This window comes from Schaedlerella sp., from assembly GCF_056796775.1.
The window spans coordinates 70,194-91,544 of sequence record NZ_JBQIKP010000010.1 but is presented as its reverse complement, the minus strand read 5'-3'; the positions used below and the strand labels follow the sequence as shown (position 1 = coordinate 91,544).

The following is a 21,351-nucleotide window of genomic DNA, read 5'->3' as shown; positions in this document are numbered from 1 at the left end:
CAAAAACAGCAAGGGCGTTCCCACCCCTTCCAAAGGTCTATGTACCCGTCCGCGCCTTTTTCCGGTAAATCTGCAGCGGTTTTGCAAAATTTTTCTGCATGATGAATTACTTCCTTAAATTAAGTCCAACGAATCTGCAATTTTTTTACGCAAAAAATCGGAAAACCGCCGCGCCAGGTACATAGACCTCTGCAAAAAGAAGGGAAACATCTGGCTCATAAATTTTTCAAAAAAATTCTTTGAAAAACCGGAAAATCCCATTCCCGGGTACATAGACCTCCAGAACAGGAGGGAAGCCGTTCAGAAAGCGAGGTGCCAATGGCAACAGAAAAAACAATTCAATAAGCCGCCCAGGGACAGCCCCAAAGGCGGCAGAAACAGGCAAGACAATATTCACAAAAAGGAGAATGACAAAATGGGAAAAATGAATGAACTCTCCATGATCATCGACAATCTCATCGCATGCGGAGAGACACTGGCAGCGACAGGCAGAGCCCTGAAAGATTTTTACTCCCAAGCGGATGAAGCCGCGCCGACAGAAAAGCTGAAGGGAAAGAAAGCCCCGAACGCAGAAAAGAAAAATGAATCGAAAGCACCCGCAGCGGCAGAACCGCAGTATTCAAAGGAAGATGTCCGCGGCATTCTCGCAAAGAAAGCCAATGAAGCAGGTGGCCGGTTCAAAACGGAAGTAAAAGCCCTTGTGAGAAAATACGGCAGCGGCGGCAGCCTGACGGACGTCCCGGCAGAAAGCTATCCCGCGCTTGTGAAAGAAGCGGAGGGACTGACCGATGGCTAAGCATGCATACCTCTCCGCCTCGGCAAGCCACAGATGGCTGAAATGTCCGCCTTCGGCAAAGCTGTGCGCAGAGATGAAAGACGAATCAAGCCCCTACGCACAGCAGGGCACGGATGCACATGAGCTCTGTGAATACAAAGTATTAAGCGCCCTCGGCATACCGACGGATAACCCCGCAGGGCATCTGGATTTTTTTGATGAGGAGATGGATTCCTGCACCGGCCAATACTGCTCCTTCGTCATCGAGCAGTTAGAGGATGCCAAAAATTACTGCAGGGATCCGAAAGCCCTGGTAGAGCAGCGTCTGGATTTTTCCCGATGGGTGCCGGGCGGCTTTGGCACGGGCGACTGCCTGATTGTGGCAGACAAGGTACTCCACATCATAGATTTCAAGTATGGCCAGGGCATCCTAGTGGATGCCGAGGACAACCCCCAGATGATGTGCTATGCCTTAGGCGCGCTGGATACCTATGACGGCATCTATGATATTGAATCCGTAAAAATGACCATCTTCCAGCCCCGCCGTGAGAACATCAGCACCTGCACCATCAGCAAAAAAGCGCTCCTGGAATGGGCGGATACCTGCCTGAAACCCATTGCCGAACTCGCCTACAACGGCGAAGGGGAATTCCAGGCGGGAAGCTGGTGCCAGTTCTGCAAAGCAAAAGCAGACTGCCGAAAACGTGCGGAGTATAACCTAGAGCTTGCCAGATATGACTTTGAGATGCCTGCAAACCTGGACGACACAGAGATCGCCGCTATCCTCGGAAAGGCGGATGAACTTGTGGCATGGGCCAACGACATCAAGGAATTCGCGCTCCGCCAAGCACAGTCCGGCACCCATTATGAAGGCTGGAAAGTCGTGGAGGGCAGGTCAAACCGCAGGTTTACGGATGACAGCGCCGTAGCGGATGCCGTGACAAGCGCAGGATATGATCCCTATGAAAAGAAGCTGTTAGGCATCACCGCCATGACATCCCTTCTCGGAAAAAAGAAGTTCGAGGAGCTTTTAGGCGGACTCGTGCACAAACCGCCCGGGAAACCGACCCTGGTTCCGGAAAGTGACAAACGCCCGGCCATGGACAGCAGCAAAGCCGCATCCGCGGCAGAGGATTTTAGTGAAAATGAAGGAGGAAATGAATCATGAGCAAAATTGTAAACCGCACGAAAGTAATCACCGGTCCCAGAACCAGATGGAGCTACGCCAACGTCTGGGATCCCAAGTCAATCAACGGCGGCGCACCGAAGTACAGCGTCAGCCTCATCATCCCGAAATCCGACACAAAGACGATTGCAAAAATCGAGGCGGCCATCCAGGCGGCATACGAAGAGGGCGAGTCAAAACTGAAGGGCAGCGGCAGGAGCGTCCCCGCCCTCTCCGTCCTGAAGACTCCCCTGCGCGACGGCGATGCGGAACGCCCGGATGATGAGGCATATAAAAACAGCTATTTTGTCAACGCCAACAGCAGCACAGCCCCCGGCATCGTGGACGCTGACAAGAACCCGATCCTGGAACGCTCCGAAGTATATTCCGGCGTGTACGGCAGGGCATCGGTCAACTTCTACGCCTTCAACAGCAACGGCAACAAAGGGATTGCCTGCGGCCTGAACAACCTGCAGAAAATCTCCGACGGCGAGCCCCTCGGCGGCAAGTCCAGGGCAGAGGATGACTTCGACACGGAGGATGATGACGATTTCCTCAGCTGATAACCACCTGCATACCCACAAGGGCGGCGGCACTGCTGCCGCCTGTATTTATGAGAAAGAAGGAGAATCGCATGAACAACATTTCATTATACAAACCAATCATACTCCGAAAATCCCTTGCGGACATGACCGAAGAACAGCAGAAAACCGCCGGGAAGCTCCTATGCAGCCACCTGTTTATCACGGTATCCGCATCCGGACTTACGTTCATTGAGAACACAAAGGGCGTAAAACTTCCGGACATTTTCTTCTACGGCTCGGAAGCCGTCTGCGTCTACCGCCAGTCCCTCGGACTGCCTGACGCGTCCATTCGCTGTATCAATGTAAATAACATCCTTACAGAAATAGAAGATTTTAATAGCTGCTTTGACATCCTCTTTTTCCTGAACAATGTACACATGCGGAATCAGCGTGCCAGGCACCTTCAGGAGATTGGTGCTCCGGCCGTCATTCTCTGCAATGAGTATCTGCAGCTGCAGCAGCGAATGGAATACCTTGAAAACAACCATTGGTGCGGACACCCTGTCACAAATTCCTTCAATGTCCCCTATGAGAATGACGCTCAGGAGCCAGACCATTACGAAGACGTGCGGAAATCCTTAAATGACCTGGGATTAAGCCTGCTGCCAGGGCAGTCAAAAAAGATTACCGCCGGAGACGGCAGGCATGGAAAGGAGGCGTAAAAACATGTTTACTACGGAAACCATCGCGCAAATGAGCAGCTGGAATACAGTCATTACATTCTTTCTCCTCGTCTCTCTATGCTGTGCCGGTATAGGCTTCTATATTTCCACAATCATAGAAGGACTCATAATTCTTATAAAATCCCTTATAAGAAAAATCAGAAAGAGAGAGGACTCGTCAGATGAAAATAAAAACGCTGAGCATTGACATTGAGACATTTTCAGATGCTGACCTGAATAAATGCGGCGTTTACAAATACGCAGAATCGGATGCCTTTGAAATCCTCCTTTTCGGATATGCTGCCAACGGCGGCAGCGTATCCGTCATTGACCTTACGGCAGGGGAAGAAATCCCGCGGGAAATCCTTGCGGCCCTCTCCGATCCGGACGTTATCAAATGGGCCTTCAACGCATCCTTTGAGCGCGTCTGCCTTTCCAACTGGCTCCTAAAAAACCGCCCGGAACATTTCACCGGCTACAGCGCCCCTGGGGATCCCGCAGGCGCATTTCTGGATCCGTCCTCATGGAGATGCAGCATGATATGGTCCGCATATTTAGGACTTCCACTCTCCCTTGCAGGAGCGGGCGCCGTCCTCGGACTGGAAGAGCAGAAACTGGCGGAAGGCAAAGACCTCCTCAAATATTTCTGCGTTCCCTGCAAGCCCACAAAGTCGAACGGCGGGCGCACCAGAAACCTCCCGCACCACGATACAGAAAAATGGAACCTCTTCAAGAACTACAACAAGAGGGATGTGGAAGTGGAAATATCCATCCAAAAACGTCTTGCAAAATACCCCGTTCCGGAGAACATTTGGGAAGAATACCGCCTGGATCAGGAAATCAACGACAGAGGAATTGCCCTTGACATGGATGTTGTAGAAAATGCCATCCGCTTTGATGAACGCTCCAAATCAGAACTCATGGAGACCATGAAAAGCATCACCAGCCTGGAAAATCCCAACAGTGTGGTGCAGATGAAACAATGGCTCGCAGACAACGGCATGGAGACAGAATCCCTCGGTAAAAAAGATATCGCAAGGCTCATCCTGGATGCCCCGGATAAATTGAAAAAAGCCCTGCAGCTCCGTCTCCAGCTTGCCAAATCTTCCGTGAAGAAATACCAGGCGATGCAGAACGCCGTCTGCAATGACGGACGGGCACACGGCATGTTCCAGTTCTACGGTGCCAGCCGCTCCGGCAGATGGGCGGGCAGGCTCATCCAGCTGCAGAACCTCCCCCAGAACCATATGACAGACCTTGCGGAAGCCCGTGAACTGATCCGCTCCGGTGATTATGAGACAATGGAGCTTTTATATGAAGATATCCCTGACACACTCTCACAGCTCATCAGAACAGCATTTATTCCCAGAAGCGGATGCAAGTTCATTGTCTGCGACTATTCCGCCATTGAAGCCCGTGTCCTGTCGTATCTGGCTAAAGAGACCTGGCGATCCAGAGTATTTGCGGAGGGGAAAGACATCTACTGCGCCAGCGCAAGCCAGATGTTCCACGTCCCTGTCGAAAAGCACGGCATCAACAGCCACCTCCGGCAGAAAGGAAAAATAGCGGAACTCGCCCTCGGATACGGCGGATCCGTGGGTGCCCTGACTTCAATGGGTGCTCTTGAGATGGGACTTTCCGAAAACGAACTCCGCCCCCTTGTGGATGCATGGCGCGCATCCAACCCAAACATCGTAAGGTTCTGGTGGGATGTTGACGCCGCAGTGAAAACCGCCATCCGACAGCGCATGCGGACATGCGTGAACGGCATCCGTTTTGAGTGCAAAAGCGGCATGCTCTTCATCACTCTCCCCTCTGGCAGGAACCTTTCTTACGTAAAGCCGAAGATCGGGGAAAACAGGTTCGGCGGGGAGTCCGTCACCTATGAAGGCGTGGGTGCTACAAAGAAATGGGAACGCATCGAATCCTACGGCCCCAAATTCGTGGAGAACATCGTCCAGGCTGTCAGCCGTGACCTCCTCTGCTTCGCCATGCGTAATCTCTCCCACTGTTTCATTGTCGGCCATGTCCATGATGAACTTATTATTGAATGCCGCCCGGAAGTCTCTCTGGATGCCGTCTGTGCCCAGATGAGCCGCTCTCCGGACTGGATGCCGGATATCCTGATTCGCGGAGATGGATATGAGACCTCGTTTTATAAAAAGGACTGACCAAAACCCGGCCAGTCCTTCCCTCTACACATTATTATTTCCAATTGCATCTGCATATGCTAGAATATGTTTTCCAACACCTTTTACAACTCCCATCATATCAATATCAAAATCCTGCATTCTATTCTCTTGATTAAAGAAATGAAATCCCCATATTCGATAGTCGTTGTCATCTTTAAAAATCTTCACCGGTTCGGCATTCTCTTTTAACTGAAGAAGAAACTTCTCCTTCCATGCATCCTTTTCCAGCAATTGTGATCCTTTGGGTTCAATAAAAATCTGCAACTGCTCAAAACCATCCGTCTTTTGTTTTTGCAATAAAAGGACATAATCAGGCTCGAATCTTTCACCGTCCTCGAATGAATAAATATGGAACTCTCTTTCATTCCTAAGCAAATATACTTTGTTATAAGCTTTCTTTAGTTCATCGACACAGCCGCTAAAATAAGATACAAATGCCTTTTCCTCCGATGTTCCATAATTATCCGTGTAGGCGAACCAATCTTTATCTGCCAGATCAATTCTCCACTCTTTTCTTACAGAATCATCTTTCTGCGACACTCCAACTCCGCCATCATGTGGATCGGTATAATTTACTGTCTTATTTCGGAAAATGTCCCTCACTCTCTTTGGCTGGAACTCCGTTGTACCTAAATAAGTTTCCTCAATTTCAGAAATGCTGGCGGCAATTTTTCCCAAAACATAATATACTGCATGGTACATGATCTCCATCGTTGGCTGCTTTTCTTTACTCTGTATATCAATCCTCACCGCACCAAGATATTCCTTATCCGTAATAAACTGCCTTGTCGAATCGATATTCGGAAAATATGATTTCAATGTATTGAACTTGAAAATCGGATACCGCATCAAGGCCTTATTTACGATTGCATAATTAATGTCAGCAATCTCTTTTATTGTCATATGTGCCGTCTTCAATTCAATTTTTTCATCTATAGGTTTTGCTGTCTCATCCATTACAATATCCATTCCTGATGCTCCAGCGGAAGCCTGAAATCTATAAATATCATCTCTGACAATAGGATTAAGCCCCTTTACATCTTTTCGGCTCTTCACCTCTCTCTCATTAATGAACACTATACCATTCGTATATATTTCATCTTTTTTGAAATCATCTTTAAGCACATATTCCTTCTGTACAATCTTATCCGTATCTAAGCCTATTTCTCTTAAAGCATTTTTCAGTTCAGCAACATAACGATGATCATTTTGGCAATGATAATATAACGTCTCGCACACACGTAATTCACACATTACATCATCATCATATTTTCGCTGAAATTTTTGTTGTTGTTCTTCTACCTGGAAAGGACAATATCTCGCGCCTCTCCCGATAAGCTGAGCTTCCGCTATTGTCGCTGGAGACAATTTAGCCCTTCCGGATTGCCTTGTTTCATACAGCCTTACTATATCAAACAGATTAAGCACATCCCATCCTTCATCCAGTTTTTTGACCTCAAAAATCGCACGGTATGGATTATCCGCATCTTCAAGAGAATTAAGTAGAATCTGTTTCTGCGTTGCATCCTTATCATCATTGACAGATACACAATGTGCCTCAGCAAAATCATCTCGCAGCTCTGCTGCCAGAACATCCATAGTGATTCCGTTATTCATAAAATATTGGAATGCTTTTTGCATAACTTCATTGTTCGCTGTATTTGAAAGATTCTGCAACTTTGCCCCAGACAGTTTTTTAACCATATCGATAAAGCCGTTCATAAAATCCTTACTGTCTGCAATTTTTGCCGCCTTGAATAAAACCACAGGCTTTATTGCCAATCGATAATCTTGAAATACCTTTAATCTATATTGACTCAAAACCAATGCCTGCAACGCACGCTCCATAATGGTCAAGTCTGACCGAAGCGTTACGATATCCTTTGAATACCGATCCCCATAAAATTTTGCCAGCGTGTAATCAAAAATAATCTTATTCTCATACGCAGCCCGTATTGCGGGATTTGCAATATCACATGTGGCCGTAAATTCCAAGAGAACATTCCCAGAGTTTCTACCAAAAATATTCTTTACAGTCTGCTCCCATGAGCGATAATTTGACTCTTCATCAGCGGACATTTTCTTTTTGGTCTCAACATTCAGATGATGCGCTTCATCGGAAATCAGCACTACCTTTCGATCCTCGAAGTCGTCAAAGGACATACCATTTTCCTTTGCCATCCACATATCCATATGAAGCCCCTGCGTAGTGGTAAAACAAATATTGATTGCATCTTTTTCAGCATATTGAAAGTTATCCACTTGATTGACGCGAACATTTTCACCGTCTATAAGTATGTTTTCCGCAAACAGGTATTTTGACGATGCAGGATTACAAAAATTATTTTTCGTCTTTTCTACAATATTTGACAGATTAACAAAAAAAAGAAAATTTCGATATCCCTTCTTGTAAAGATACAGCATAAGCCCCGCCATAATCAAAGTTTTCCCGCTTCCAGTCGCCATATGATATAACACCTGTGTCGGTTTTGGACAATTTGCACCCTCAAAATAGGTAATAAAATTTTCAAAGGCCATTTTCTGATATGGTCTTAATTCAAAATCCTGATTCAAGTTTTCTGATACGTATGCCGGAAGAGAAATAGAACTTCCATATTCGCGCAATACATCTATCTTCTCGTACAAAAATGCCATTGTTATTCCTCCCCATAAAAACTCTTTGTAAACGCCTTATCTGCGTCAGAAATATCAAACTCCGCATCATCAATATCACAGTAATTAACATAAAGCAGATTCTTGTCCAATATCTCCATCAAAAACCTTTTTTTATCATCCAGTGAAAGCTTGGCATAATCCGCAGCCGCTTCATCAATAAGTTTAGGGGCAATCTTATAACTTATAAACCCGGATTTCATCATCCTATCATATATCTTGGACAACGTTTCTCCATCTTCCGCAGCCTCAATTTCCTCAACGATGTTTTGATTTAATTTTGCAAGTTCGCAATAAACAAACGCCCCGCCTCCATTCCAGCCTACTGCCTTGGAAATACCTGTTGCGTCTCCAGAAATCACATTTTGGAGACGAACTACTGCATCATTTCCGCCATAGTCAAGTTGCTCACACCCAATATATCTACGACCCATCTTATGGGCCACAGCACATGTTGTTCCCGAACCCATGTGATAATCCAAGACGATGTCTCCTGGTTCAGTAGATAATTCCAAAATCTGCTTTATCAGCTTTTCAGGCTTTTTCCCGTTCTTAAGTTTTACTCCGCCTTCATTAGCTATCCCCGCCCAGGAAATATGCGACCAGAAATCTGACAATAATTCCGTCACTGCCATCTCTCCATCAAGCACTCTCATCTTATTTGAGTAAAACGCCAATGCGCCTCCTTTATAAATATATGCAGAGGTTCCATCTTCACGCTTGTATTCAAGAACATAATCTACATTTCTTGATTCATTCATAAGGCGTTTAACCGTATCGGTTGGTTTATGCGGATCCCTTATACTCACTACATTTTCTGCATGATTAAATGCATAGTCTTCAATCAGGTGTTCCAAAATAACTCTCCAAGAAGTACCATACTGTTTTTTCGCTTCTTTTTCCGATCCAAATCCTGCATCTTCAATTACAACGTCCTTTATTGATCTGAATGCCCATTTTTTTACATCCTCGTTTTTATCCACAACTAAATTATAATTCCTGTTATAGCCAACAGGAACGTACCCTTTCTTAAAATTAAAGAAAGGCTTATTCTTTGTATAAAATAAAATATACTCTGTAACATCAATTGGACCTGGATTCACCGTCTTAAATCCTGCTGGAGATGCCGTTTTAACAGCAATAACTTGAACTTTATTCTCTACTCCAAATATTTCATCCATTAACACTGTGATGTAACCCAACTCATGATGATCTATTTGTACAAATATGGCACCTTCCTTTTTTAACAATTTTTGGGCTAATTCAAGCCTGTTTTTCATAAAGGTCAACCACGAACTATGATTAAATCTATCATTATATCCAAATCCGTCATCCCCAGTATTGTATGGTGGATCAATATATACGCACTTAACCTGTCCCAGATATCTTTTTTCCAACGATGCCAACGCAAGCAGATTATTCCCTCGAATAATCAAATTATCAGCCGAAGAAAACTCTGTTGTTGGCTCTGATACATTTTCAGCATAGCGAACAGCACTTGAAAAAACTTTCGGATACAGAAGTCTATCAATATCATCCGCCACCAATAACTCATTATAAAAGATCTCTTTCCTTTTTTGTTCTTCTTTCGTCTGCCCGCCTTCAAGGACGCAATCCTTATACGGAAAAACCAACTCAACATTTCTTGATGTAGAAATAAGCTCTCCCTGACTATCTACAAGACCAACCTTATTTTTGAATCGGGTATAACAATCAGGCAAAAACTGACGGTTATTAATGACCCATGCAAATCCCATCTTATCAAAAACCTTCACTCCATCTACGTCCACAAAAAAACGAGAAGATGTTTCCTCATTCGAGAGCAAAAGCCGGATAAGCCTAGCATCCATTTTCATTGCGGCTTCATATACCGCATTACGTAGGAAAGTCCCATCCTCGGCAATAAATCTCTCATCTTTCTTCAATAGATTTAATACAGTCTCATAAAAATTTCCCATCTCATTTTTCTCCTTTTTCAATAAACAGTTCTGGTACATTGTACTGGATTACTTCCACATCACGTCTTACCAACTCATTAGAGCACTCCAACAAATATCCCTTTAATAATTTAGGGTTATCCGGCGTTCCTCTAACACACCTATCCGCATTCCGCTGTATATATTCTGTTGTCTCCCGCTTGAATCCGCTTCTTTGCAGAATAATACGCAGTCTGTTAGTTGTTCCATATTCCACAAACTCATACCAGTCATTTGTAAAAGGCTCATCCGGATGATGCCTCTTATAAACCTCCGAAAATTTCAAAAAATAATTTGAAAGCCGGAACAGCAACACTTCCTCTATTGCCTCTAACGTATCTGCTATAAGTATATTCTTATGTTTTTGTGAACTATTAAAAACTTCCATTTCACCGTGTTCCACACGGATTTTTCTCTTCTTTTCCGCATAATCCTCTATACTATCATTTATGATAAAACTTAATCCGTGTCCCTGCATCCATTTGATCAGCAAAACCGTATACCACGTTAGTCTTGTATATCCTCGTTCATCAACAGCTCCTAAAGTCTGATATTCATAAACCGTCCACTTAAAAGCATCCCCCAGTGTTTGCAAAAAATCTAACGTTTCATAATAATCGGCTCCCTTTTTTGCATCCCGGATTTCCGGGTAACAAAGTCCGTTTTCCACAAGCTCTTCTATCCCCTGAACCTGATCATAAGATATATTAATATCATCATCTGGTTTCTTCCCTGCAACAGAAAATTGCTCTCGTATTATCTTCTCCTGCTCTCCCGTCAGATACGGCTCAAATTCTTTTGTGACACGGCTTCTTCTTCCCCTCACTATGTCTCCAAGCAAAATTAACATTGTCTTTCTCATCAGACCATAATTATTCTCGCTCTGGCTCTGGCTTGAACGGGGAATAGCAACATCTCCAGACAAAAGTGTTTCCACAATCAACCTCTTCTGATTAGAGTTTAATCCACTCTCTACTGAAAGTTTTTGCGGCGGAACATCATTCTGCAATAATGATTCAAACTTCTGCAGATCCGTTTCTTTGTCATGCGAACGGAGACGCACCACAAAAACATTACCATACAAGTTATATTTTGCACGCCCCACACGTCCAACGAGGTTCTTAAAATCCACTTCCGTAAATGTTCCACGCCCCTTTTTAAAGCTTGTAATAAACAAATTCTCCGCAGGAAAATTTACACCTTCCAAAAGAGTGCTTGTGCAAAACACTGTCTTGATTAGACCCTCTCTGTAATAATCTTCCATCTGCATTCGGATATTCGCTGGGAGATACCCTATATGATAAGCAACACCCCTCTCAACCAGCTCAGCCAGATAATACTCTTTATGCACATCATTACGGATTGCTTCCGCAAAATCCGACAGCCTTTTATCAGTAACCACCGATTGGGTATTTGCATAATCCCTGGCAAAACTGATTGCATCATTTTTTGATTTGCAATACACAATATTATGCCTTTTATCCCCAATATGCACAATGATTTCACTTAGCGTATATTCCCGGCTCATATCATGCAGTTTATGGAACTTTTTTGTATATGAATCAAAAATGCGAATACTCCGCTCCCACAGGTCTATAATATATTTCATTTGACTAACCGGAGCATATTTACAGGCCACTACAGCATCTTGATCCACATACAACGCATCACTCGAAACCGTCTCAAGATATATATTTGGATTTGGTATGTTAGGTGATGCAAAAATAACATGCGGACCCTCCTGCCGCTCTTCCAGTTTCTGTATCACTTTATAATAAAATGCGCTTCTTTTATCGCCAGATGAAATCTTATGTGCCTCATCAATAAACAAATAATCTATTTTCAGGCTCGGATCATCAATAAGGATATAGAGCATTCTTTCTGGCGTTAATGCAAATATAAAATTATGCTCTGATTCCAAAGCCAAGGAACCAGATGATGTTACAATACGATAATTTGCTTCCTCCAACAATGTCTTCAAACTTTCAATGAGCTCATTTGTAACCTCATTAATCAATGCCTTAGTCGGAAGCAATATCGCAAAATTCTTTTTATGCCCTCCCATAATCTGCTGCTTGATGAATATACGCATCACAAAGGACTTCCCCATAGAAGTCGGCGCGGAATAACTAAAGCAAGGTTTTGAAAAACTGTCAAAAATATCTTTTTGTGCCGGGAAAAAGAAAGATTCCTTATCTGTAGGTACAGAAAGATATTCTCTATTAAGATGCATCGACATCCGTTCCATTAATGAAGTACTTTCATATTCCGGCATCAGCCGCTTCAATCCAAGAAAATTTCCCGTATTCACAAGAATTGACCCAAAATAATAATTTATCTCATCATTCCCGGGATACATATCATGCAGTAAAGCCACCATTTCTTGCGCACGCGCCTTATGTATTTCTGAAAAATTAGTTCCACATGATTTCGATAATATATCCGCAAAAGTAAGTGCATCCTCCATGTTCACCGGACGATCCTCCAACCCTTCCAGTTTAAATAACCGTATTGAATAATTATAGAGAATGTTATTGTAAATTTCCTGCAGATAAGCATTATCATCTATTCTGGAGAAAAGTCGTTCTCCAAAAGTGACTTTTCTTTGTCCGGCCATCACATTACCCCCTCGGGACAGGCTATTTTATCAATAAAATCCTTCTTGTCCTCATTGGCATCCTTAAACGGCAAAAGATACATATAAAGAGAATATCCATCAAACCCATATTCCGCTATTTTTGATTCTATATACGGCACACGGGTTTGAAGATCCATTTTAATCTGCGAGATAACATCATTCTGATAATCCTCAACAGATATCCCGCCTTGGGGCAACTGGTTCAGGCTATATCCTAGGAACATGCCAAATGCCGTTGTCGGCTTTTTTCTTCCCGGCGCAGACGGTAAAATAATAGCTTCCAACTGGTCATACATTTCATCTGGAAATGACGCTGCAAAAATATTGGATTCTACAAATTTTCTTTCGTCCTTCTTTCTATTCTTTAAATTATTCGCCTCTAAAAAAGCCGCATCAATCGCATCATTCAAATTATTCTCAATCATTGACGTGCCCAATATAATCTCGCTATATGGCACAGGTGCATCAAACGTAAGAAGATGAATACCTGAACTTTTACTCGTTATAGAACTGGCAATATTCCCAATTTCCATCTTGCTCATCAATTTAGGAGCTTTCAGCACCTGCTCCAAAAATATGTATAAAAGCATTTCTCCCAGTTCATCATCCGTATTTATCCTACCATCCGCAATCTCCTCTTTTATGTAATTAATGGCATCCATAACAAGCAAATTAATCTCTTCATCATCAATATATCTCTGTGTCTGAACCCTCGAATAAAGATACAGTCCTAAATTATTTCCCAAATGTCTCCAAAGTGTACGGTAGTCAAAATCATAATCATCAAATTTCAAACAATAGATTTGTAGGTCATGATTTGATGAAATATGCAGCTGCTCACTTGATACAGCTGAAAATGCCCTGTCAAACTTGCCCTTACTCGTTGTGGGTATTGCCGCCACCGGATTAGGTCTTCTCACCTCATAAAGCTTTACCTCATCCCGCATCATATTATAGGCGCTACAAAAGGTTTTATTAATAGATTTCGTAAATACTTGCTCTTTTGTATTGTCTGTTTTTGTAATCGCATATATAAAAACGTCTGTCAAAAACTCCTTCAGTATAAATTCTTTTTTTACTCGCAAATCCACCTTCGTAAAGTTGCCAATCGTGCCGATTTGTGAGGTCTCCGTAATACCTCCATCTTTCAATATGATATTTTTTAACGCCAATACAGCATTTGTTTTATTTGCCTCATCTATCGCAGGAATTATTGCATTCAAAAAATATTTTTCAATGTCATATGGATCCTTATACAAAGCCATATTTATAATTTCCGATGGAAGATTTTGTTTTGACGTATGGATTTTTCCAAAATTAGTGTAATCATATGTCACCACGCTTCCATCATTAGCAGTATATGAGAAACTGGTCGCTCCATCTTCACATAGTGAAAGCATAACCAGTTCGCAGAAAGAATCAAATTTCTTTCTGGTCTGGATGGCACACGATGTTAAAATTCTCACATATGAGCCTATGCAAAGATGCTCCATAATGCAACCTCCTCTCCCCGTTATTGCCATTCCATTACTCCTTTTTAATAACATCAACAATATCCCCAACATTGCAGTCAAGGACAACACATATTTTTCCAAGGACATTCATGCTTACGGCCTTGTTTTTCCCCATTTTTGCCATTGTCGATGATGTAATCCCTGTCTTCTCCATTAAATCCTTCTTCATCATTCCTTTGTCTATGAGTAGCTTCCACAATTTATTATAACTATATTCCATCTATATTCCTCCCAGAGCCAGTAACCTTAGTGTGTACATTATCGCATATTTCTCCATTTATTTCAACATTGTATTTAATATATTCGTGTTAATCTTTAACTTGTCAAAGATACACTTATTAGCTATATGTGCCATATCCACTAATTATCTATGTTAAATTTCATTCCGAAAATATTCTGATTCCATTCTGATTCCATTCGTATTTTTAAGATTTCAACCCCTCTATAATGAAGCCATAAACAAGAAATCTGTCCCGAGTACGACAAAAACTGCCTCCCCAATGCTGAGTCTCCTGGACGCAGGTTGCTGAAAAGGCTCGCCGTTGGGACAACAAAATAATAAGCCAGTCATTTCAGCAACTGGCCAGCAACCAATAACGGAGGATTTCCATTATGGGCTGGTCAACTATTGTCAAAATGACTGTCTGCCTGGTTTTCCTCCAGATGTCAACCAAAGGAGGAAATTACCATGGCAAACAGCACATTAAACACCCATAAATATTGCAATCAGAAAAGCTACAACGGACAACCTCCCCGCCCTGGAGAGGTTCTGGTTCCATTCTGGTGCAATAAAGACCTGCAACTGGATAATGATACCTGTATCCCCGAAAACTTTACCACCTGGAAAAAGGGCGGCTATCATTTCCTTATCGGATTCGCACCCATCAGGGAATCTGCTTATGTAGAATACATGCAGGATTTCAACCGACAGATTAACAGTTTCCTGGATACCTGGCGCGCCGGCCGCTGCATTACCGGTTACAGACCTGACGGCACCCCCATTACCTGTCCGAAATCAAAAAAGTGTACCGGATGCCTCCAAAAAGGACTTCTGGAACGCTACAACCCGAAAAAGGCAAAAGAGCAGGAAACACTGTCCCTTGATTTTATCTATGATGGTGACGGCTTTGACAACATCATGCCCACATCTCCATCACCTGAGGAAATCATCTGTACAGAGCCTGACCGCTCCGAAGATGATCACTATGAAATTCTCATTGCCCGCCTGAAGGAGGACAAGCCCCGTTATGCGGAAATTGTCCGTCTCAGCAAAACAAGGGTTCCGATTGATGGAATTGGCAAAGTCATTGGTCTCAAATCCAGCCGCTGCCATGAGGAGGTCATCAATTCCTACAATATGTGCTGTGACCTGCTGAATCTCCAACACATGAAAATCAAACCGAACGACAAAAAATAAGCAAAATGCGCAGAGCGGCAGCACTTTCAAAGTGTTGCCGCTCCAATATATTACTTTCGCTCCATGGGCTTCCGTCCGTTCATCTGGAATGCATCATGCCCTTGGATACTCCTCACCGCCTGCCGCAGGCTCCCCGCCCGCCCGTGCCTGTGGTACGGGTGGGACGCCCTGTGCTTGTGGAATATGATGCAGTCCCCCGGCTCCGGATATTCCGGGTTGTGGATGTACCAGACATGCCCGGTATTCTTCGACATGATGGTCACGTCATACGCATCCGCGCAGATGACCGAAAAATACGAACGGTCCAGGGACTCCAGCTCCTCCGTGCTAAACATCCGCAGTCCCCCTTCCCATGCGCCCCATGTCGATCCTCCCCCGCAGGTAGGAATAAAAGTTCCAGAGGTTCGCCGTGACCGGGAAGCCCGGCCTGTAGCAGAACCTTGTCCTGTACCTTATCCCATGGCCGGCGCACCACCCGTAAATATCCTTCATGACCATCCGCTCCCCTTCCCGGATCCTTTCTTCCAGGAAGGAGAACCACCTGCGCTCCCTTTCGTCCCGGAGTGTCAGGTAAAACAACACATTGTAATACCGTATGACCGCAACCATCCTCATGCCCCCTTCCCCTTAAAATACTGCTCCAGCGCCTCCTCCAGGATACCCTGCACGTCCTTCGCCGCCACATTGGAGAAATACTGGCTGTACAGCTTTGCGGGCAGCTTCACGCTCACCGGCTTCTCCGCATCCGTCTTCACCGGCCGGTCAACACCCAGAATCTCCTGCGCCTTCCCCTCCGACAGGCTCCCCGCCGCCTTCCGCAGCTCGCCCGCCTTGTCCGCCTTCAGCCGGATGCAGCTCTGATCCATGACCTTCTTCACCGCCGCCTGCTCCTCCTCCGGCAGGTAGGACAGCTCCACCGCCGACACCATGGTCAGGCTCCCGTCATCCAGCATGTCCTTGAACTCCGGGATGAGCTCCTTGCAGCGGACATACCTTGCGACATGCCGCCCGGTCAGCCCCAGCTCCTTCCCCAGAAGCTCCCGGCTCTTCGCCTGCTGGTGGACATCATGTCCACCGCCCCCGTTAAGCGCCTGCAGCTCCGCCAGTATCTCCTCCCGCTTCTTCGTGCCGCAGACCTTGTCATAGCGCTCTGCCAGGACCGCGATCCGCTCCGACACGCTGAGGTCGTTGAAAGACCTCTGGAGCATGTTGGTCTCTATCACATACACATATGCCTCTGCATCCGGCAGACCCTCTTTCACAATGGCCGGTATCTCCATGAGCCTCGCAAGCCTGGCCGCATTCAGACGGTTATGCCCTGCCAGCATCTCATACCCGCCCGGAACCGTCCGCACGATGGCCGGAACCAGTACGCCGTGCTCCCGCACGCTCTCCACCATGTCATCCAGCCGCTCCCCCTCATACAGCCGGAACGGATGGTTGTGGAACGGCCTTATGCCGTCCACCGGGAGCATCTGCACCCCCTTCCCCGCTGCCGCAGGCTCCCCGCCCGTCAGCAGGTCCACGGCGTCATTGAACACTTTCCTCTTCGATGCATTAGCTTTCATCTGCGATTACCTCCTTTGCCAGGTTCTGATATGCCGCGCACGCCCCGCTGTCCGGCGCATACTCCACAAGCGGCTGGCTGTAATAGACCGACTCCCCCACCTTGACGGTGCTGGGTATCCTGCTCCCAAATATCCTCACCTGCCCCTGGAACGTCTCCGCCACCTGCTCCGTGATGACCTTGCAGAGGTTCGTCCTCGCGTCGCACATGGTCAGCAGGATGCCCTCCACATGCAGACCGGGGTTGATGCGGCTCCTGATCTTCCCCACCGTCTTCAGGAAGTCCTGCAGCCCCATCATTGCCAGGAGCTGGGGGTTGACGGTGATGATCACGCCGTCCGCCGCAGAGAGAGCGTTGATGGTCAGGCTCCCCAGCGAAGGGCAGGTATCCACAAGTATGTAATCGTACCGTTCCTTCAGCGGCTCCAGTATCCCGGCCAGCATCCGCTCCGCCCCCATCTCCAGCCGCAGCTTCGCCTCCACCACCGACAGCATGATGGACGAGGGGATGAAGTCCACGCCGTTCCGGCTCTGGATATATTCCGTTGCATCCGGAAGCTCTTCGTCCTCAATCCGCCGCATCATCAGATGCCCGATTGTAATTGGAACTGCGCCAGTATCCTCAATTCCAAAACAGGTAGAAAGATTTGCCTGGCTGTCAAAATCGACAGCCAAAACTTTCTTTCCCTCCTTCACCAAACAATATGCCAGATTATAGGTTGATGTTGTTTTGGCCACGCCGCCCTTCTCTGAACCCAAAATTATAAACTTCCCCATGTTTTGCTCTCCTTTCCAATCCTTGCCTCTTTGTATTGGTCTTCCAGCCACTTTACCTCACCGCCCCGGAATTTTACTTCCGGGACAGCAATAACTGATCTGCCAATTCTTTTAACAATGCCGTTTTCTGTCTCAACTGCAAATGAAACCATCTGTTTATCCATAAAACTCTCCCCCTTTACAATCCATACGCTGCTCTCCGCTCTGCCACATATCTGGCATGTATTTCTTCTTTCTCCTTCTTAAACCGAGCCTGCAGCTTTTTTGTCTCTTCTTCCATGAAAACTTTCTCCGCATCAAGCATCTCCATTCTCTCCCTGTCCAGACTGATTACCAGTTTCCCATTCTCGCACTCAACCTTGATCTGATCCCCAATCTCAAAACCCATTTCATTCAGCCACTGTCCTTTAAGAATGACGGTCGGCGTAGGCTTGTAATTGCGTCCGCTCTGAGAGATTACCTTAATATTTCTGACTTTCTTAGATTCCATAGACTTGCCTCCTTAAACTGTAAATGAACATTTACTTTGGAAATAATGTACTCGCCGCTCAATCCCATAAATCAGCCCAATGGCACCACCTCCCCTCAGCGCAAAAAAATAACTGCTAATGTTTTCGCATCAGCAGCTATCGCTTTAGTTCAGTGTATTAAATTTGGTTATTGGTTATTTTTACCCTCTTCCTTGATCCTGTAGTAATCTTCCATACTCAGGCTCAATTTCACATGGGTATCAGGTTTTGATTTTCGGTTGCTCAAGAGGCACACCGTCTCTGTATGCACACTCATCCCAAACTGGTCCACAACGCTCCCCTTCTTCATCTCATACCCCCGCCCGCACAGATACTTCAGATCCCGTGCCAGCGTAGCCGAATCGCAGCTCACATACACAATCCTCTCCGGCCGCATGTCCGCCATCGTCTTCAGCAGCGTCTCATCGCACCCTTTCCGAGGCGGATCCACCACGATCACATCCGCATGCGGCCGCTCTCCGGGATGCTCTTTCTCATACCGCTCATAATGTCCTGGCAGCACTTCCTCTGCTTTCCCAACATAAAATTCCGCATTTTCAATCCCATTGATCTCCGCATTTCTCCTGGCGTCCTCCACTGCCTGGGGTACGATCTCCACTCCGTACACCTTCCCCGCCTTCTGCGCCAGGAACAAGGAAATGGTCCCAATCCCGCAGTACAGATCCCACACGGTTTCCCGCCCTTTCAAATCTGCATATTCCATCGCAAGCCCGTACAATTTCTCCGTCTGCACCGGATTCACCTGATAGAACGACAGCGGAGAGATCTGATATTTCACCGCTCCGATATAGTCTGTGATAAACGGCTGTCCCCACAGAACTTCGTATCGCTCCCCCATGATCACATTCGTCTGCCGATGATTCGGACTCACTGTAATACTCGTCATGCCGGGAATCCTGGCCAGTTCTTCCACCAAAACCTCCTGGTGTGGAATCCACCCGGAGCTCCCCCGACTTCCTTTGGTCTGCCTCATACTCCCTTGATGCTCGCCGTTCCTGCAATCCGACGCTTCCTTGTCCCACCGATTCTCATCACTCCTGCAATCCGCTATTTCCTTATTCACCACAAAACAGACCATAATCTCCTTCGTAGCAAACCCATACCGGATCAGCACATGTCGGATCAGCCCTTCCCCGGACTTTTCGTCATAGGAACGCACTCCATATTTTTTCATAAACGCAAGCACGATCTCCAGGATTTCCTTATTGACTCCAACTCCCAGCGCACAGTCCGTATTTGCGATGATATCATGGGTTCTCCCCGCATAGAACCCGGTAATAGGCTGTCCATTTTTGTCCATACCGAACGGAAACTGCGCCTTATTCCGATACCCAAAGGGCTTCTCCATCCCGATGATCGGCCCGAATACCTCCGCCAGCAGTTCCGGAGAAAAACCTCCGATCCGCTCCAGATTTCCCAGCACCTTGTTCTGCTTAAATTCCAGCTGCTTTTCGTAGGACATCTCCTGGATCTGGCAGCCTCCGCATTTTCTGGCAAATTTGCACGCAGGCTCTACACGATGCTCGGAAGGCGTAATGATCTTCATCAATCTTGCGTAACCGTAATTCTTTTTTGCTTTTGTCACCCTGGCTTCCACCACGTCGCCGATGACCGCATCCTTAATAAATAAGGTATAGCCATTCACTCTGCCTATACCTTCACCATTGACGCCAATATCCTGGATCGCCACTGTCACTGATTCATTTTTCTGCATAACTATCTCCATTCCACCGTTCATGCCGGCAGCTCAAACAGGTATGAAAATACATATTTTTCAGCCTGATATCCTAAATACTATTCCTGTCTGCAAAGCAGGCGTTTCCGTGTTCACAAACGCCTGCCCTGTTGTCTTCTATTCTTTTATTTGTCAAATTGATTCCACCTGTACGGTTGCAGTCTATCCCCCATCGCCAGATCAGTTCCCATCCGAGGTCTTCCTCAGATTCGACTCGAACAGCCGGTTATACCCCAGCCATTCCGTCCCGCTTTTATCCTTCAATACTTCCTTCATCGTCTGCAGCTTCGCATCCGCATTGTCCGCCAGATTCAGCGCCAGCGCTTCTGCAAGTGCCGGTTTTTTCGGCGAGCCGAATTCCAGTTCGCCGTGATGCGCCAGAATGCAGTGCTTCCATTCATTTGCCAGCATCACCGGGAAGCCCGGGACGGAACGGATGGCCTCAGTCAGCATTTCCGAACCGATCACGATATGGCCGATGAGCTGGCCCTCATCCGTATAGTCGTTGTCCGGAAATTCGGACAGCTCCCGAACCTTGCCGATATCGTGGCAGACCGCGGAGGCGATCAGCAGATCCCTGTTGAGGATCCTGTATGCCCCTGCGAAATATTCGCACAGATGAACCACGCTCAATGTATGCTCCAGAAGCCCCCCGCAGAAGCCGTGGTGCACGGTCTTGGCTGCGGAATGGGACTTGAACGCCTTGATAAATGCTTCATCCTTCACGAAGTAATATTCCACTGCCTGACGCAGATATTCGTTGGAAATTTTTTGGATGCAGGAGAGCAGCTCCTGGTACATCACGTCGATATTTTTTTCGGAAACAGGCATGTAATCCGCAGGGTTGTATTCGCCCTCAGCCGCCTTCCGGAGCTGTTTGATGTTCAGCTGGAGGTTGTTGTTGTAGGTGATCACCTCGCCGTATACCTCAATAAAATCCTTTTCCTCGTAGTCCGCGATTCCCTGAGAATTGGGATCCCACACCTTTCCGTCAAGAGTGCCGGTCTTATCCTGCAGGAGCAGGTTGTCATAAGGCTTTCCGTTCCGCGTCTCCGCAGAACGCTTCCCCCTGCACATGTAAATACTTCTGATCGTCTCGCCTCCGCGCAAATCCTTAATATACATACCCTTCATTTATCCTCTTTCT

Annotated in this window: 19 protein-coding genes; 6 read left to right on the top strand and 13 right to left on the bottom strand. The window is 46.0% G+C overall.

Annotated features, from left to right (window positions below; all coding sequences use genetic code 11):
- Positions 1–415: 415 nt before the first annotated feature.
- The 5 genes from ACTOY7_RS07260 (at position 416) to ACTOY7_RS07240 (ending at position 5,357) form a co-directional block, all read left to right on the top strand.
- Positions 416–796, top strand: a complete 381-nt coding sequence (locus ACTOY7_RS07260; protein ID WP_482574461.1) for a hypothetical protein — start codon at positions 416–418, stop codon at positions 794–796.
- The gene (locus ACTOY7_RS07255; protein ID WP_482574463.1) at positions 789–1,943 is read left to right on the top strand and encodes a DUF2800 domain-containing protein; all 1,155 of its coding nucleotides are present in this window, start codon (positions 789–791) and stop codon (positions 1,941–1,943) included. Before ACTOY7_RS07260 ends, ACTOY7_RS07255 begins: the two co-directional genes overlap by 8 nt.
- Positions 1,940–2,503, top strand: a complete 564-nt coding sequence (locus ACTOY7_RS07250; RefSeq protein ID WP_482574465.1) for a DUF2815 family protein — start codon at positions 1,940–1,942, stop codon at positions 2,501–2,503. Before ACTOY7_RS07255 ends, ACTOY7_RS07250 begins: the two co-directional genes overlap by 4 nt.
- A gap of 71 nt (positions 2,504–2,574) precedes the next feature.
- A complete protein-coding gene (locus ACTOY7_RS07245; RefSeq protein WP_482574467.1) occupies positions 2,575–3,186 on the top strand; it encodes a hypothetical protein in 612 nt (203 codons plus the stop codon).
- 188 nt (positions 3,187–3,374) lie between these two features.
- A complete protein-coding gene (locus ACTOY7_RS07240; RefSeq protein WP_482574478.1) occupies positions 3,375–5,357 on the top strand; it encodes a DNA polymerase in 1,983 nt (660 codons plus the stop codon).
- 24 nt (positions 5,358–5,381) lie between these two features.
- Here the strand turns inward: ACTOY7_RS07240 and ACTOY7_RS07235 are convergent, their stop codons facing one another.
- From ACTOY7_RS07235 to ACTOY7_RS07215, 5 genes are read right to left on the bottom strand one after another with little or no spacing between them, the layout of a single operon-like run.
- Positions 5,382–8,033, bottom strand: coding sequence for a DEAD/DEAH box helicase family protein (locus tag ACTOY7_RS07235; protein WP_482574469.1), 2,652 nt, complete (start codon positions 8,031–8,033; stop codon positions 5,382–5,384).
- 2 nt (positions 8,034–8,035) lie between these two features.
- Positions 8,036–10,009 carry a DNA methyltransferase gene (locus ACTOY7_RS07230; protein ID WP_482672110.1) on the bottom strand — a complete coding sequence of 658 codons (1,974 nt, stop codon included), beginning with the start codon at positions 10,007–10,009 and terminating at the stop codon, positions 8,036–8,038.
- A 1-nt stretch (position 10,010) separates the two neighbouring features.
- The gene (locus ACTOY7_RS07225) at positions 10,011–12,644 is read right to left on the bottom strand and encodes a DEAD/DEAH box helicase (RefSeq protein WP_482670879.1); all 2,634 of its coding nucleotides are present in this window, start codon (positions 12,642–12,644) and stop codon (positions 10,011–10,013) included.
- Complete coding sequence (locus tag ACTOY7_RS07220) at positions 12,644–14,158, bottom strand: HamA C-terminal domain-containing protein (protein ID WP_482670880.1); 1,515 nt, start codon at positions 14,156–14,158, stop codon at positions 12,644–12,646. Before ACTOY7_RS07220 ends, ACTOY7_RS07225 begins: the two co-directional genes overlap by 1 nt.
- A 34-nt stretch (positions 14,159–14,192) precedes the next feature.
- The gene (locus ACTOY7_RS07215) at positions 14,193–14,399 is read right to left on the bottom strand and encodes a helix-turn-helix domain-containing protein (protein ID WP_482670881.1); all 207 of its coding nucleotides are present in this window, start codon (positions 14,397–14,399) and stop codon (positions 14,193–14,195) included.
- A gap of 468 nt (positions 14,400–14,867) precedes the next feature.
- Between ACTOY7_RS07215 and ACTOY7_RS07210 the strand changes: the two genes are divergently transcribed.
- Entirely contained in the window at positions 14,868–15,596 is a 729-nt protein-coding gene (locus tag ACTOY7_RS07210) for a hypothetical protein (protein WP_482670882.1), read from the top strand.
- Between the two features lie 50 nt (positions 15,597–15,646).
- Here ACTOY7_RS07210 and ACTOY7_RS07205 read toward each other — a convergent pair whose 3' ends face one another.
- The 8 genes from ACTOY7_RS07205 to ACTOY7_RS07170 form a co-directional block, all read right to left on the bottom strand.
- Entirely contained in the window at positions 15,647–15,931 is a 285-nt protein-coding gene (locus ACTOY7_RS07205) for a hypothetical protein (RefSeq protein ID WP_482670883.1), read from the bottom strand.
- Positions 15,924–16,205, bottom strand: coding sequence for a hypothetical protein (locus tag ACTOY7_RS07200; protein ID WP_482670884.1), 282 nt, complete (start codon positions 16,203–16,205; stop codon positions 15,924–15,926). The genes ACTOY7_RS07205 and ACTOY7_RS07200 overlap by 8 nt, the downstream gene beginning before the upstream one ends.
- 2 nt (positions 16,206–16,207) lie before the next feature.
- Positions 16,208–17,164: a ParB N-terminal domain-containing protein gene (locus ACTOY7_RS07195; protein WP_482670885.1), complete on the bottom strand. Its 957-nt coding sequence runs from the start codon at positions 17,162–17,164 to the stop codon at positions 16,208–16,210.
- Positions 17,154–17,939, bottom strand: coding sequence for a ParA family protein (locus tag ACTOY7_RS07190; RefSeq protein ID WP_482670886.1), 786 nt, complete (start codon positions 17,937–17,939; stop codon positions 17,154–17,156). The genes ACTOY7_RS07195 and ACTOY7_RS07190 overlap by 11 nt, the downstream gene beginning before the upstream one ends.
- Positions 17,924–18,103, bottom strand: a complete 180-nt coding sequence (locus ACTOY7_RS07185) for a hypothetical protein (RefSeq protein WP_482670887.1) — start codon at positions 18,101–18,103, stop codon at positions 17,924–17,926. Before ACTOY7_RS07185 ends, ACTOY7_RS07190 begins: the two co-directional genes overlap by 16 nt.
- Positions 18,104–18,117: 14 nt before the next feature.
- A complete protein-coding gene (locus ACTOY7_RS07180; protein WP_482670888.1) occupies positions 18,118–18,429 on the bottom strand; it encodes a SymE family type I addiction module toxin in 312 nt (103 codons plus the stop codon).
- A 167-nt stretch (positions 18,430–18,596) separates the two neighbouring features.
- A complete protein-coding gene (rlmD, locus tag ACTOY7_RS07175; protein WP_482670889.1) occupies positions 18,597–20,183 on the bottom strand; it encodes a 23S rRNA (uracil(1939)-C(5))-methyltransferase RlmD in 1,587 nt (528 codons plus the stop codon).
- Between the two features lie 201 nt (positions 20,184–20,384).
- Entirely contained in the window at positions 20,385–21,329 is a 945-nt protein-coding gene (locus ACTOY7_RS07170; protein ID WP_160280626.1) for a 3'-5' exoribonuclease YhaM family protein, read from the bottom strand.
- Positions 21,330–21,351: the final 22 nt, after the last annotated feature.

What these genes read in the sequence shown, in the direction of transcription:
- ACTOY7_RS07260 (WP_482574461.1), top strand. Translation starts at nt 416, where the DNA reads ATGGGAAAAATGAATGAACTCTCCATGATCATCGACAATCTCATCGCA.
- ACTOY7_RS07255 (WP_482574463.1), top strand. Translation starts at nt 789, where the DNA reads ATGGCTAAGCATGCATACCTCTCCGCCTCGGCAAGCCACAGATGGCTG.
- ACTOY7_RS07250 (WP_482574465.1), top strand. Translation starts at nt 1,940, where the DNA reads ATGAGCAAAATTGTAAACCGCACGAAAGTAATCACCGGTCCCAGAACC.
- ACTOY7_RS07245 (WP_482574467.1), top strand. Translation starts at nt 2,575, where the DNA reads ATGAACAACATTTCATTATACAAACCAATCATACTCCGAAAATCCCTT.
- ACTOY7_RS07235 (WP_482574469.1), bottom strand. Translation starts at nt 8,033, where the DNA reads ATGGCATTTTTGTACGAGAAGATAGATGTATTGCGCGAATATGGAAGT.
- ACTOY7_RS07230 (WP_482672110.1), bottom strand. Translation starts at nt 10,009, where the DNA reads ATGGGAAATTTTTATGAGACTGTATTAAATCTATTGAAGAAAGATGAG.
- ACTOY7_RS07225 (WP_482670879.1), bottom strand. Translation starts at nt 12,644, where the DNA reads ATGGCCGGACAAAGAAAAGTCACTTTTGGAGAACGACTTTTCTCCAGA.
- ACTOY7_RS07220 (WP_482670880.1), bottom strand. Translation starts at nt 14,158, where the DNA reads ATGGAGCATCTTTGCATAGGCTCATATGTGAGAATTTTAACATCGTGT.
- ACTOY7_RS07215 (WP_482670881.1), bottom strand. Translation starts at nt 14,399, where the DNA reads ATGGAATATAGTTATAATAAATTGTGGAAGCTACTCATAGACAAAGGA.
- ACTOY7_RS07210 (WP_482670882.1), top strand. Translation starts at nt 14,868, where the DNA reads ATGGCAAACAGCACATTAAACACCCATAAATATTGCAATCAGAAAAGC.
- ACTOY7_RS07205 (WP_482670883.1), bottom strand. Translation starts at nt 15,931, where the DNA reads ATGTTTAGCACGGAGGAGCTGGAGTCCCTGGACCGTTCGTATTTTTCG.
- ACTOY7_RS07200 (WP_482670884.1), bottom strand. Translation starts at nt 16,205, where the DNA reads ATGGTTGCGGTCATACGGTATTACAATGTGTTGTTTTACCTGACACTC.
- ACTOY7_RS07195 (WP_482670885.1), bottom strand. Translation starts at nt 17,164, where the DNA reads ATGAAAGCTAATGCATCGAAGAGGAAAGTGTTCAATGACGCCGTGGAC.
- ACTOY7_RS07190 (WP_482670886.1), bottom strand. Translation starts at nt 17,939, where the DNA reads ATGGGGAAGTTTATAATTTTGGGTTCAGAGAAGGGCGGCGTGGCCAAA.
- ACTOY7_RS07185 (WP_482670887.1), bottom strand. Translation starts at nt 18,103, where the DNA reads ATGGATAAACAGATGGTTTCATTTGCAGTTGAGACAGAAAACGGCATT.
- ACTOY7_RS07180 (WP_482670888.1), bottom strand. Translation starts at nt 18,429, where the DNA reads ATGGAATCTAAGAAAGTCAGAAATATTAAGGTAATCTCTCAGAGCGGA.
- rlmD (WP_482670889.1), bottom strand. Translation starts at nt 20,183, where the DNA reads ATGCAGAAAAATGAATCAGTGACAGTGGCGATCCAGGATATTGGCGTC.
- ACTOY7_RS07170 (WP_160280626.1), bottom strand. Translation starts at nt 21,329, where the DNA reads ATGTATATTAAGGATTTGCGCGGAGGCGAGACGATCAGAAGTATTTAC.